The following is a 14,332-nucleotide window of genomic DNA, read 5'->3' on the forward strand; positions in this document are numbered from 1 at the left end:
GTTTTAGGATCAATTAATGAGCCTACTTAATCAACTCAAAGATGAAATGAAGAACGCCATGCGTGCCAAAGACAAAGTTCGTCTTGGCGTTATTCGCATGGCGTTGTCAGCTGTAAAGCAAGCCGAAATAGACCACAAAACCGAAGCAACCGACGACAACATTATTGCCGTATTAACCAAAATGGTGAAACAGCGTAAAGAGTCGATCAAAATGTTTACCGACGGTGGTCGCGATGATATGGCAGCAAATGAATCAGCCGAAGTTGTTGTACTAGAAGAATTTCTACCTCAACCACTAACAACTGATGAAATTGCCCAATTAATTACCCAAGCAATTGCCGACACCGGTGCAGCCTCAATGGCTGACATGGGCAAGGTAATGGGGGTATTAAAACCTATCATGCAAGGCAAAGCCGATTTAGGCGCGGTGAGTGGTCAAGTAAGAGCACAACTCAACGCTTAATCCGTACAGTTCTTGAAAGATTTCAGGTATAAAGTCCTGAACATTCGTCGCTTCTTCACATCCGTGTGACCGCGACATACGTTCGTCCTGAACTTAAACCGCGAAAGCTTCATGCCTCGCGGTTTTCTATTATTAGAAACACCTCAATTGGCCAATCTATAGTATTCAACACCTGCTTGTGCCAAAATTGTAGTTCATTATCTGTCAGTAAAAGAGCATTATGGCTGGATTAATTCCCCGACAATTTATCGATGATTTATTAGCAAGAGCAGATATCGTTGAGTTGATAGACGGTAGGGTTCCGCTTAAAAAAGCTGGCAAAAATTACCAAGCATGCTGCCCTTTTCATACCGAAAAATCTCCTTCTTTTAGCGTCAGTCAAGACAAACAGTTCTACCATTGCTTTGGTTGTGGTGAACACGGTAATGCCATTTCTTTTTTAATGGAGTTTGACCGCTTAGACTTTCCCGACGCAGTAGAAGAGCTAGCTTCGCATTACGGTATGGAAGTACCTAAAGAAGAAAATACCTTAAGCCCTGCCCAGCAACGACAGCAACAACAAGCCTATCGTCAAAAACAAGATGACTACGAATTGATGGGCAAAATCAGTCGCTTTTACCAGCAACAGCTGAAAACCGCGACCGATAAAGACATTGCGATTAATTACCTAAAAGGTCGTGGTTTAACCGGCGAAATCGTTAAACGTTTTGGTATTGGCTATATTAGCGATAACTGGGACGGCATGATGAAACAGTTTTCTTCTGCCAATACTAACCAGCAACTTATTGATTTAGGGATGGCAATTGAAGGTGATAAATCTCGCCCTTATGACAGATTTCGCGGGCGGATCATGTTTCCTATTCATGACAAACGTGGTCGTGTTATCGGTTTCGGCGGACGTGTTTTAGGCGACGGTACGCCTAAATATTTAAACTCGCCAGAAACACGAATTTATCATAAAGGTCACGAACTTTACGGCTTGTTTGAAGCCAAACAAGCGAACAAACAGCTTGACCGCCTTGTGGTTGTTGAAGGTTATATGGATGTTGTAGCCCTTGCCCAACACGGCGTTAATAACGCGGTGGCATCGCTTGGCACAGCAACGACTAGCGAACAATTACAAACCTTATTTCGCACCGTAAAAGAAGTCATATGTTGTTATGATGGCGATCGTGCAGGTCGAGATGCGGCATGGCGTGCAATGGACAATGCACTACCGCTTATTCAAGATGGATTTTCTCTGCGATTTGTCTTTTTACCCGACGGCGAAGACCCTGATAGTTTAGTGAGAAAACAAGGTCGTGAAGCATTTGAGCAAATATTAAATACGGCAACACCTTTATCTGAATTTTTGATGGAACACCTATCCAAACAAGTTGACGTAAATAGCCTAGAAGGTAAATCTAAATTAGTAGAGCTATTTCAGCCTTACCTAAACAAGCTGCCACAAAGTACACTTAAAGACGGCATTATTACCTCTATCGCCAATCGTTTTGTTGGCGGTGTCGAAAAACAACTTGTTGAACTGACCAAGCGCAGCAGCCAAACTGCACAGAAAAAAGCGGTTCAGGTAAGCAGTAAAGCGACACCGGTAAGATTTGCTATTGCATTATTATTAGAGCATCCCCATATAGTAAAAGCGCTGCCAGACATAACCATTTTACAACACCTAAATTTACCGGGTGCAGACTTGTTAAATCAATTACTTAGTCTGTGTAGCGCTAATGAAAACATTAACAGTGCCCAACTTATTGAATACTTCAGAGATACCCCGCAAGGTCAGCAGCTTTCTAAGCTGATGTTTTGGCAACACGGCATTGAAGAAAATGCGGCAGAAGATGTATTTCTCGACAGTATTGAAAAACTGCTCAATACTTTTGTAGAACAGCGCACAGAAGAGTTAATGCAAAAAGGGCGAAATAACCAGCTTAGCCCTGAAGAAAAACAAGAATTACAAGCCTTGTTAAATGCTTAACAAGACAAGAGAAACAAACAAAATAAAATTATACCAATGAGCTTAAACACTATCACAATTGTGTACTAAGCTTTTTTGCAATGAAATGTAAAAGCACTCAGTTAACTACTGGTAATTTAATCGCCAATTTGTTAAAATCGCCTGCTTTACGTTTCTCGTATAGATAGTCAATTTTTTATAATTTACAGGTGGATACTCGTCAATGGATCAAGCCCCACAATCTAGACTTAAAGAGCTAATAACCAAAGGTAAAGAGCAAGGTTATTTAACTTTTGCCGAAGTGAACGATCACCTACCTCAGGACATCATCGATTCCGATCAGGTTGAAGATATCATTCGCATGATCAACGACATGGGCATTCAAGTATTTGAAAATGCACCTGACAAAGATGACCTGATGATGTCAGAAGCTAATACTGATGAAGACGCTGCCGAAGCTGCGGCACAAGCTCTTGCTACAGTAGAAAGCGAAATTGGCCGTACAACTGACCCTGTTCGCATGTACATGCGTGAAATGGGTACTGTTGAACTTCTTACACGTAAAGGCGAAATTGTTATCGCTAAACGTATCGAAGAAGGCATTAAAGAAGTACAGCGCTCAGTTTCTGAATACCCACCGGCAATTAATTATCTATTAGAGCAATGGGATAACTTCGAAGCTGAAGAAGTTCGTTTAAGCGACATTATTGTTGGCTTTTTAGACCCAGATGCTGAAGAAGAAGAAATTCCAGCAGCGGCAACTCATATCGGCTCAGAATTGTCTAAAGAAGATTTAGACGATGAAGACAAAGATGATGTTGACGATGAAGAAGACGAGGAAGAAGAAGATACAGGTCCAGATCCTGAACTAGCTCGTGAAAAGTTTGGGCTATTACGTGAAGCCTACGAAGCGGCTAATAAAGTCATCAGTGAAAAAGGCCGTGGCCATAAAGATGCAGAAAAAGCGATTGACGCTTTAGCTGAAGTCTTTAAAGAATTCCGTTTAGTACCTAAGGTATTTGACCGCCTAGTGAAAAACATGCGCAGCGTGATGGACCGTTTACGTGTTCAAGAACGTTTGATCATGAAGCACTGTGTGGTTGGTGCTGGTATGCCAAAAGCTACCTTCATTAAAATATTCCCAGGTAACGAAACTAAAAAAGACTGGTTCGAAGAGCAGAAAAATGCAGGCCTTCCTCATTCAGCTCGCCTAGCAGATATCGAGTTAGACGTAGAGCGTTGTATCTACAAACTGAACCAACTTGAAGAAGAAACCTACCTTAACGTACATGGCATTAAAGACATTAACCGTCGTATGTCAATTGGTGAAGCAAAAGCTCGCCGTGCGAAAAAAGAAATGGTTGAAGCGAACTTACGTCTAGTAATTTCAATTGCGAAAAAATACACCAACCGTGGTTTACAATTCTTAGATTTGATCCAAGAAGGTAACATTGGTTTGATGAAAGCGGTTGATAAGTTTGAATACCGTCGTGGTTATAAGTTCTCAACTTATGCAACGTGGTGGATCCGTCAAGCGATCACCCGTTCAATTGCTGACCAAGCGCGTACAATTCGTATTCCAGTACACATGATCGAAACCATCAATAAATTGAACCGTGTTTCGCGTCAAATGTTACAAGAAATGGGTCGTGAGCCAACGCCTGAAGAATTAGCCGAACGCATGGTAATGCCTGAAGATAAAATTCGTAAGGTATTAAAAATTGCCAAAGAGCCAATTTCAATGGAAACCCCAATTGGTGATGATGAAGATTCGCACTTAGGTGACTTTATCGAAGATGGCAGTGGTGAATTACCGGTTGATTCAGCAACGTCTGAAAACTTAAAAGACGCAACACACGAAGTACTAGCAGGCCTTACAGCCCGTGAAGCTAAAGTACTAAGAATGCGTTTTGGTATTGATATGAATACCGACCATACCTTAGAAGAGGTAGGTAAGCAGTTCGACGTTACCCGTGAGCGTATTCGTCAAATTGAAGCGAAAGCGTTACGTAAATTACGCCACCCTTCTCGCTCTGAGCAACTAAAAAGTTTCTTAGACGGCGAATAAAACCTGCCAATCAAGATTTAACTAAAGGAGTGACTTGTCACTCCTTTTTTATTGCAATTTTTTCATTGTTTAAATTATTAGGTTTGCTACCCTTTAACTGCGCTTAATAATCAAATTATCTAAATAAGGTAAATACACTCATATGCGATTTTTTATCAAAGTCATTGGCTTAACTCTTTTTTTATCCTTACCAAGCCTAGCTCAAGACAACACCCAATTCGAAATTACCCCGCTCGTTGGTTACCGCTTTGGTGGCGACTTTACCTCTGGCGCTGAAAACAGCAGGCAAAAGCTAGAAATAGAAGAAGACGTAAATTATGGATTAATTTTCGCTTGGCCGTTTGATTTTGAACGCCAAGGTGAAGTGTTGTTCAATCACTACCAAACAAGCTTTATCGACAATACCGGCGTTACCCCACTTGCTGAACCTTTGAATACCCAACTTAGCGTAAGTTACCTGCATGTAGGCGGCAACACACCAATCAACCAAGGCAAAGGTAAAATTCCTTTATGGGTGTCTGGTGGCCTAGGCTTAACACATATTTCCCCAAACCATGACGACCTTTCAAACGAAACACGTTTTTCAATTAACTTAGGTTTATTCACCAAGTATGAAGTAAGCGACAATATCAGCCTGCGTTTAGGCACACGCCTATATGCCACCTTTTTTGATTCGGAAAGTTCAGTGCTTTGTAACGACAACAACTGCGCGATTTATGTTGATGGCGACGTATGGTTTCAAAGTGAAGTAAATGCAGGCATAACCGTCGCATTTTAATGACTGATAAATTATCAGCAAATAGTTTTTTGTTTAAAAAAACACCTAACAGTATCAAATGACAGTTTTTTTAAAACTCTTTAGGTGACAACAAAATAAAAAATGCTTATACTTCTCGCCGCTTTAAGTTGATAGCCTTATCACATAAAGCGGCAGTACCATGGCCCCTTAGCTCAGCTGGTTAGAGCGCCCGACTCATAATCGGTAGGTCCAGTGTTCAAGTCACTGAGGGGCCACCACTTTTACTGACTTTTCTAGTAATTACCTACTAACATATACTCGCTTGTGCTACCTCTGTGCTACTAAATATCAAAAAAATTGATATTTCTCGATTATCACATAAGTAATTAATTCGATAAAGAATGTTTTCTCAGCATTTGGCTTTAAATTGCCAAGATAATAATTTTAAGTCACAGCCAAACGAACTACTTCATATTTTCAATAGCGCATACCAATCCTAATTTAGTCTTAACTCATCACAATCAATAGTCAGCTTGGCCACCAAAGCAGACATTCGACAAAAATTTTAAGGTGGCTATAAGTCATCTTAAATATTTTATTTAATTCCATACAGTTAATTACATAGTTGAAAAGTCAAAGTAACCTGTATTAGCCTACATATTGATTTACAAAAGTTTTTTTAACTGATAACTTTGATATTAGGATGTACAAAAGGATATTATCGTTAGGTTAATGCTCTGCTGAGCAATCTGACAATTTATCAAATATAAGGGAAGGTATGATCCAGTCTGAATTTCAGCGTTTTCTGCAAACTTTACTTTCATCTCCATCTAGTGCGTCAGTTCATAAATTCGCTAACTTGGTATTAAAAAGCCTGGGTGAAATTGTTCCACTAAGTACTCATCAAGGACAACGAGTTAAACATGTCGCAAAACTTGCTCAAAAAGAATGGGCTAGCTTAAGCCCAGATATTCCAACTAACCTTGAAGATGTTGAGTCAGATGTTGCGTCTTTTACTCTACTCAAAGAGTTATCGGTTGACTCATTTAGGGGATTTAGCCGTGAGGAAACTTTTGACCTAAAAAGTCTTCTAGTGCTTATTTTTGGGCCAAATGGCACGGGGAAATCTAGTTTTTGTGAAGCATTAGAATACGCCTTATTAGGTTCAGTAGCAGAAGCTGAAAGTAAACGTTTTAGAGATGTTGAAGCTTATTTGAAAAATGCCCATACCAATAAATTCACACCTCCCAAATTGATCGGAATTGATGCTGAAGGCAGTGATATCAATATCAAACCTAATGATGCTCTTTATCGATTTTGCTTTGTTGAGAAAAACCGAATAGATAGCTTTTCGCGTATTGCTGCACAAGCTCCAGCCAAACAGTCAGAACTAATATCAACACTATTTGGCCTTGATGCGTTTAATGAGTTTGTTAAAAATTTCTCTCCTGAAATGGATGGAAAACACATTGATGTAGAAGGTATCAAAGCAAAGAAACTTTCTCAAAAACGGCTTCAACTTCAAGGCGCTGAACAGCAAATAAAGCTTAATCAAGGCATTGTTGAACAGGTAAAGGATGAAGAAACTTCATTAGCAACACGCTATAGAGAAGGCTGTACTTTACTAAAAATGATGTTTGAACTTAATGGAACAGATGAAAGACAAGGGAAAATACCTTTATTAGAAGCAGAACTGCAAAAGCCTGTTCCGCAAAAAAGTAACCTAACCGCAGCTAACCTAGCCTTAATTAAGCAAACGTTGGTAAGCAGTCTAAATGACCATAACAAAAAAAGAGAAGAATTAGCGAATGCAAGCCAACAAGTATCTTTCCAGCAGCTATTTGAAGCTGTAACTCAAGTTCAGCAAATTAGCCCTGAACAATGTCCTGCGTGTTTAACCCCATTAACAGAAGTAACCGTTAATCCTTTCACCCATGCAGGAGAGGAGCTAGTCAAACTTCAGCACCTAGCTGAATTGCAAACTAAGATAAAACAACTTGAGCAAACAGTGCTTCAAAAGCTTCAAGAATTGCATCAGATACTATCCACTTGCTTAAATTTTTATTCCATTGATAACAAGTTAGCACCATTCAAGCTAGCTGATATGTCTCAATTAAATGTGGCATGGTGGAATAGTTTGCATGCTGTGTTAGGTGATGGCACATCAGCCATTCAGCATATTGATACACAGGTAAACCACCTAGAAAAACAGGATACTGAAAGTATTCAAATTGAACAGAATAAGAAAGCTCAGCAACTAGAATTAAACCGATTAAAAGTTTTTTTAAATGATGCTCAAAAACTAGCTGCTTCGAAGAGTGCTGCAATCAAAGCAATTGAAGGTGCTCAAAAGCTAATTAGTGAATTTGACGAAGAAAATAAAGCACTCATCGGTGAAGTCGAGCAGGAAAAGCCTATTGTGGAGCAGAATATTGAAATCAAAGAGTCCTACCAGGTGTTTGTAGCTTTACTTAATGCCTATCGTAAAAAGCTACCTGCACTGCTAGTCGAAAACTTAGGTGATGAAGTTGTTAAATTATATAATGCATTCAACCGTAATGATGCACCAACAGAACTATTGGCATCAATTCAGCTACCGCTTGCACAAAACCAGAAGCTAAAAATCTCCTATCAAAACGAGCCTCAAAAGTATTTTGATGCGCTTCATGTACTAAGTGAAGGTCATATCCGTTGTGTTGGCTTGGCGATATTACTGGCGAAAAACATCAAAGAAGGTTGTCCTCTTCTTATCTTTGATGACCCGGTTAACGCCATTGATGATGATCATCGTCAATCCATCAGGCGCACGCTATTTGAAGATGACTACTTTGATGGAAAACAGATTATCTTGACATGTCATGGAGAGGAATTTTTTAAAGATATCCAAAATCAACTGTCGGTGGAACAAGTTAAAAGAAGTCAGCGGTTGGCGTTCTTGCCCCGTATTGATGAACCGCATATTCAAGTTGATTTCAAATGCGCCCCAAGGAACTATATTGAAGGGGCATTAGAGCATATTCGCAAAAATGAATTACGTTTTGCACTGGGTAAATCTCGCCAAGCTTTGGAGTCATTAACTACAGGGAAAGTCTGGCAATATGTTAGCAAACATGGTGATGGTAATCTAAGTATCAAATTACGTGCCGCAAATGCACCAATTGGATTGCGGCAATTAACAGACCAACTTAAAACTAAAATTAAAAAAAGTGACTTTACTGACGCTGACAAACATAACGTCTTATCTCCCATTGAACAATTATTAGGTATTAACGGTGATTCTCTAGAATGGCGATATCTGAACAAAGGCACTCATGATGAAGTAGACCGAGCCGAATTCGAACGAAACTCAGTTCATACAATTGTATCTGCAATTGAGTCATTAGATCAGGCGCTATAGTTTTACGTCAAATAAAGCTAACTTTTGTCAATAAGTGAAAGTTGGTTTTGTCTTTGCTACTAAATATTGTTGTTTTTAGTGGAGTTATCGATTAACTCACATATTTTAACTATAAGGGTAAATATCATGGTCCGCAATGAGCTTAAAGAGGACACCGAGATAAACTCATCGCTTTAAGCTTTAGACTAGCACCTATGCCACCGAAGCTGTCAATAATCTCAAATAGCAGTTTTTCTGAAATAATTTGTATTACCTAAAGCTTTAAGTCATAGTTTAAATACAAATAAACAAGGAATGTTTACTATGAATCAGGACGAATTTGAACGTTTAAACCACCTATCAGAAAAATCCCTATACAAAACTGCTACCCCTAATGAGATGAAAGAGTTTTCTCAACTGCTGAATGATTGGAATCAATCTGTAGAGCTGAATTTATTTAGTGGTCTGCATTATGATATTTTTAAAAATGACTAGCATCCTCCTCCACCAATACAATCAATATTCCCGAAGGCATAGGTTTCACCTAATTAATGATTTATCACCACAAATGGCAACTCCGCCACCATAGCGGCCATAGATATATCACATCAAAACGAATAATTCCGACATTATACTTTTGCATTCTATTTATGTTTATTGGGCGGTTTAATTTTTTGATTTAATAAATAATATTTAAGTGGAACCTTAATTTAAAATATCTAACAGAATTATATTCATAATTTCACTTTGGATTTTTTCCATATTAATAACTGATAATGACATTTAAAGCCTTTTGAGTATCGAGTCGTCCCTACTTTTTGGGGTAGGGACGACTCGACAGAGTCGCTATCAGACCCCACTGCTCATGATGTCTGATAAAAGACACCTCAAGGACAGCTGGGGTATTGCACTTATTAGCCTCTGTGATATATTGAAAAGCGTATACAAGCTCACTCATGAGCCATCAAAAAAGACAGGCGCTATTCAGCTGCCTTCAATGCGCATGACGCAATGAAATACCCGCCCTAATATCAGGGCAAAGTAATAAACCAAAACAACCGTAGTCTGCTTTATTTTCAACAGAAAATTTTCAGCTCAGCTTTCCCTGCTTTAAGGTTTTTAGCCCTTGTAACTCTTCCTTTTGGTTGCGTTGATACATGATGATTACGATCACATGAATGGCTTTTAAACTTACCGATAGACATCTAGTCGTTAAACCTTTTTGTTTTGCTTTATTGCTACTTTCATAAATTGGAGAGCCGCTATGAGTCAACTCGGATATAACTTGCATTTACTCGTAAAAACATACAAACAAGGAAGCCAAAACACTAGAGCATCAAGAATGAAAATTCTTAACCTAGTTGCAGATCAACTACTAGGAGCAGGCTTTAAATTAAAAAGCCCCAAAGGATTAAAAACTAAGCATATTGAACACCTAGTGCAGCGGTGGAAAGATGAAGGCCTTTCCCCATCCACATTAAAAAACAGATTGTCAATTTTACGTTGGACGGCAAAAATCATTGGCAAGCAAAACATTGTACTAAGATCGAACGACGCATATGGCATTAATCGTCGACAACATAAACCTGAAGGAAAAGCGAAAGAGCTTGATATTAGCAAGCTTCACAAAATAACAAATAGGTATATATATTTTTCATTACTCTTACAAAAAGAATTTGGGATGCGCCGCGAAGAGTCTATAAAATTTAACGCCTCTTATGCAGTGCGTGGAGATAAAATAAGGCTAAAAAAATCATGGACAAAAGGAGGCAAAGCGCGAAAGATTCCAATAACTAAAGAATCACAACAAAAATTACTTATTGAGATAGCCAAATTTTGCAAAGGAAAGTCTTTAATACCTTCAGATAAAAACTACATTCAGCAATTAAAGGTATATGAATACCAAACAAACCGCGCAGGTTTAAATAAAAATCATGGTTTACGCCACATGTACGCGAGAAGCCGTTACTTGGCTATCACAGGTTGGCAGTGCCCTGCCGATGGTGGTTTACATCGTAAAGAGCTTTCAATAGAAAACAGAGAAATTGATTACCAAGCTAGAATGATTATTAGCAAGGAGTTAGGGCACACAAGATTTAGTATCACTTATGCATATTTAGGGAGTTAAAAATTTGGCATGCCAAATTATTTTTGCCCCCAATTAATAATTATATTTGCTAATTCATCTTCCTCACAGAAAAAATACGCTGTAGGTACTGCCAATACCTCAGCTATTGCTTTTACTGTTTTAAAGTCTGGTGTATGAACCCCTCGCTCATACTGATTCATCCGAGCAGAAGCTACAAACTGGTCAATACCTGCTTGTATACCTAATTGTTTTTGAGAAAAGCTTTTACTCGTTCTAGCTTCTTTTAACCTTTTCGAGAAAGGTGAACCATCATTAATTTTCATTCGATGTGAGACATTTGCTCTTGAAAACTAAGATATTCTTAGGTTTAACGAATACTAGATACTAAGGAGTGCTTAGCATGAGGTGTATATGTTTGGAAAAGCTTTAAAATTCAAAGTAGGGATGGCATCTGCAATCATATTTGATGGTGAAGAAAGTGATGTAGATGATAATGAATATGAAGACATGTGGGGTGTTGGCTGAGATTTATCTTCTCAAATTAACCACTAAGGCAATGAAGATAAAATGAATATTGATGAGAAAATATTTAATAAAATATTCAAATAAAATTTGGCATGCCAAATTCCCCTTGGAAAAGAGTATCTATGAACTCCTAATTTAGTTAGTTGCTCTGTACCAATTAAGAAGGACCCAAGTTGTTGGGCGCGTATACGATGTACACGACTATGGTTAAAGCGCTTCCATTAAAACTCCTCGCTTCCAACGAGATTTAGTTATTAGGCATAACTTGCCAGCCTATAAGCAGCCACCCTCGGTACAGAGCAAAACAAGTATACTTTCTATCCCTGATATAATCTTCGAAAACCCCCTGTTCGATTACAGGGGTTTTATTGAGAATATTAATTTTTTATATGAATAATAGGTAAGCACAAATAAAACTAAGTAACTAATGGGAAGTGCTAACCATGGAAAAAATATTTTATCGCTTAGAAGAAATCGCCGTACTACTGCATATAAGCAAACAAACCCTATATAACCATATAAATCACAATAAGCTTAATGAAAAAAAATACCCTATTCCACCATATATTCGCATCCACGGGAGGCTATTATTTTCAGTAAAAGAATTTGATGCATGGCTTAATAGTCAGCCTAGGCATTGATAATGAAAAATAATAAATTTATTAACACAGAAATTATTCAAGATATTGAAAATAGAAGTGCTATAGAAGCAGGTGCATTCAGGTTATATCCAATTTTTCTAATTGATCCTTGCATATTACCACTAAGATCTACAGATGACCTCACGAATGGACATAAGAATAATATAAGAGAAGTTATTATTTCATCTCCTCTAGGTCTCCCTTATGGAGCATATAGCAGGTTGTTAATAGCTTATATCACTACAATTGCTAAGCAATCTAACCACCTTGAATCACCTTCAATACGCAATGTTGCAAATAAGTGCGGCATCAATCATTTATCAGGTGGAAAAAGTGGAAACCACCATCGCTTTATAGAGCAGTTAAGAAAGGTACTAGCATTAGACTTTTATGTGAATGACTTCAAAGGAAAAGAAAAATATCATGTGCTAGAACTTACCCACAGAGCTGTTGTAGCTGATAAAACTATCTTTAATAAGAAAGGAAAAACTAATATAACCATCAGTTTTGAGTTATCTAGCTCCTTTAGTCAACTATCTAAGAATAAATCGTTTCCAATAGATAACAGAGTACTTATATTTTTAATGAATAATAAGTCCCCTTTAGCTATAGACCTATATCTATTTCTTGCATACAAAGCACCAAATATGGCTAGAAAATCAACTTTGTTAAGTTGGGCTCTACTAAGTAGTTTATTCAATAATACTAAAAGCAAGCGACTTGATAATTTTAAAAATGAATTAAAACGATCTTTAGCTCTCGTAAAACTAGCTTACCAAAACCTAAATGCGTTTTTGGGTAAAGATGGTCTAATTGTATATAAATCCTGTCCTCACGTATCAAAGAAACTCGAAACTTACTAAACTATTCACGCATGGGCAAAGAAGAAACTACGCATAACTAAAGGTTTAATTACGCATGAGATAAGTAATAACTACGCATAAAGTTAGTTTTATTACGCATAAGCCAAGGCGTTGGTCAACTACTCCCCTTTGTTTATAAGAACTAGCGAGGATTCCTTATAAGTCTTTTAAACTAATAAACAAATAGTTCTGTTATTAACATCCAAAACTTGTGGATAATGGCTAAATATTAATAACAACCAGTCCTGTTTTGGCTTCACATACTACATGTATATTGATAACAAAAGTCGAACATTTTTAATTAATTACTTCAAAAATATTATAGCAATCAAGGCCTAGTATGATGAAATTAAACAAATTATGGTGGGAACATTTGGCACCAAAGCCATTAATTTCGCGTCGTAAGGAGATCGAATTTCTTCTCAAAAGTTTCATACAATCCCAACCATATGGAAAAGAATGGTTTAAGGTCGCACAAAATTCAGAGGGAATATTTAGACTTAATCCGGGTCAGGTTATTCCAGTGATCCATATGACTTTTATGAAAAATACACCAGGATTTATTGCGCCGCTTCAGAAGTTAAAAGTAGGTCACAGAACAGTTGCAAGAGAGACTAAATATCTGTCGGGGAACGAGCTCGGAGATGAAGAGAAAACTATTCCCCCAATAATTCAAGTAGAGTTGGTAACTGATCCATTGTTTATAGAAGCAGCAAAGCGTGGTTTAACTGTAATAGATGAAGCACAGATCAAACAACCAAGTTTAGTTTTTTCAATACCTGCTCACTTCCTACTAACACCTAAACATTTTCCAAAGAAATCGTATGTTTTATACCAGCATATTTTTGGCAACGGTTGTTCATACCCTAATGATGGATACTTTTACGTAGGGGTTACAACCCGTAGCTGGCAAAAGCGGTGGTCTGAACATAAGCGTGCAATTAAAAATGGAAGCCCTTTATTGTTCCACCAGAAGTTTCGAGAAGAAGCTGAGTGCGGAAAGCTTACGTATTTACACCACAAAGTAATGGGGATCACCGATAATCTTGAGCAATTGTATGAAGCTGAGGAATTCTTGGTTGAAGGACATTGGAGCGATGAACGACGCTTAAATATGATCCCAGGTGGAAAATCTGGCTTGAGGTATCTTCGAGAGAATGGATTACTTCAAAAGTCAGCTATTCCAATGCCAGATGATAGGAATGGAGTTGTCTCTGGTTGGCTCAAAGAGCATCCAAGGAAAGGTCTCCCTGCGCCTTGGGTTGCAGAAAAATGGCGCGATAACGAATGGGCAATCGCGCAAATTTGTGGACGCGATGATAGATTATCTGTTAAGCAAGTTAAGGCAATACGTAAGCTTGGTAAAGAATACGCTGCTGAAGAAATTTGCGATAGGATAGGTGCTAAAAACATTGATCAGGTTAAGCGGCTCCTTAATGGTAAGACATACTCTCGTGTTGAATAATGCAATGCATGGCCAAGTTATGCTTTAACAATTACCATAATGTGGTCAAGTTATGTTTTTATGCACATGACCCGTGCTGGAAATGGCGAACCATCATTAGTTTTCAATTGATGTAAGACATTGGCTATTGAAAAATAAGATTTTCTTAG

General features: G+C 38.1%; 11 protein-coding genes and 1 tRNA gene. 11 read left to right on the top strand and 1 reads right to left on the bottom strand.

Annotated features, from left to right (window positions below; translation table 11 throughout):
* Positions 1-16 precede the first annotated feature (16 nt).
* The 8 genes from ACRRSQ_RS05030 to ACRRSQ_RS05065 all read left to right on the top strand — a co-directional run bounded on the left by ACRRSQ_RS05030 (position 17) and on the right by ACRRSQ_RS05065 (position 10,728).
* Positions 17-463, top strand: coding sequence for a GatB/YqeY domain-containing protein (locus ACRRSQ_RS05030; protein WP_440874612.1), 447 nt, complete (start codon positions 17-19; stop codon positions 461-463).
* A 220-nt stretch (positions 464-683) separates the two neighbouring features.
* Positions 684-2,438 (top strand): DNA primase, encoded by a 1,755-nt coding sequence (gene dnaG / locus ACRRSQ_RS05035; RefSeq protein WP_440874613.1) that lies wholly within the window; start codon positions 684-686, stop codon positions 2,436-2,438.
* A gap of 202 nt (positions 2,439-2,640) precedes the next feature.
* Positions 2,641-4,485, top strand: a complete 1,845-nt coding sequence (gene rpoD, locus ACRRSQ_RS05040) for an RNA polymerase sigma factor RpoD (protein ID WP_440874614.1) — start codon at positions 2,641-2,643, stop codon at positions 4,483-4,485.
* A gap of 142 nt (positions 4,486-4,627) precedes the next feature.
* Positions 4,628-5,263, top strand: a complete 636-nt coding sequence (locus tag ACRRSQ_RS05045) for an outer membrane beta-barrel protein (RefSeq protein ID WP_440874615.1) — start codon at positions 4,628-4,630, stop codon at positions 5,261-5,263.
* A 162-nt stretch (positions 5,264-5,425) separates the two neighbouring features.
* A tRNA-Ile gene (locus tag ACRRSQ_RS05050) sits at positions 5,426-5,502 on the top strand.
* Between the two features lie 500 nt (positions 5,503-6,002).
* Entirely contained in the window at positions 6,003-8,621 is a 2,619-nt protein-coding gene (locus tag ACRRSQ_RS05055; protein ID WP_440874616.1) for an AAA family ATPase, read from the top strand.
* Positions 8,622-8,924: 303 nt separating this feature from the next.
* On the top strand, positions 8,925-9,095 hold the full coding sequence (locus ACRRSQ_RS05060) for a hypothetical protein (RefSeq protein WP_440874617.1): 171 nt from the start codon (positions 8,925-8,927) through the stop codon (positions 9,093-9,095).
* Between the two features lie 769 nt (positions 9,096-9,864).
* Positions 9,865-10,728: a phage integrase N-terminal domain-containing protein gene (locus ACRRSQ_RS05065; RefSeq protein WP_440874618.1), complete on the top strand. Its 864-nt coding sequence runs from the start codon at positions 9,865-9,867 to the stop codon at positions 10,726-10,728.
* A 17-nt stretch (positions 10,729-10,745) separates the two neighbouring features.
* Here ACRRSQ_RS05065 and ACRRSQ_RS05070 read toward each other — a convergent pair whose 3' ends face one another.
* Positions 10,746-11,012: a helix-turn-helix domain-containing protein gene (locus ACRRSQ_RS05070; protein ID WP_440874619.1), complete on the bottom strand. Its 267-nt coding sequence runs from the start codon at positions 11,010-11,012 to the stop codon at positions 10,746-10,748.
* Between the two features lie 645 nt (positions 11,013-11,657).
* Between ACRRSQ_RS05070 and ACRRSQ_RS05075 the strand changes: the two genes are divergently transcribed.
* From ACRRSQ_RS05075 to ACRRSQ_RS05085, 3 genes are all read left to right on the top strand, one after another.
* Positions 11,658-11,855 (top strand): helix-turn-helix transcriptional regulator, encoded by a 198-nt coding sequence (locus ACRRSQ_RS05075; RefSeq protein WP_440874620.1) that lies wholly within the window; start codon positions 11,658-11,660, stop codon positions 11,853-11,855.
* 2 nt (positions 11,856-11,857) lie between these two features.
* Positions 11,858-12,718: a replication protein RepA gene (locus tag ACRRSQ_RS05080; RefSeq protein ID WP_440874621.1), complete on the top strand. Its 861-nt coding sequence runs from the start codon at positions 11,858-11,860 to the stop codon at positions 12,716-12,718.
* A gap of 340 nt (positions 12,719-13,058) precedes the next feature.
* Positions 13,059-14,183, top strand: a complete 1,125-nt coding sequence (locus tag ACRRSQ_RS05085; protein ID WP_440874622.1) for a hypothetical protein — start codon at positions 13,059-13,061, stop codon at positions 14,181-14,183.
* The last annotated feature ends 149 nt before the right edge of the window (positions 14,184-14,332 follow it).

It is taken from the genome of Thalassotalea sp. PLHSN55 (genome assembly GCF_052030545.1).
In the GTDB taxonomy this organism is placed as follows: domain Bacteria; phylum Pseudomonadota; class Gammaproteobacteria; order Enterobacterales; family Alteromonadaceae; genus CANMXU01.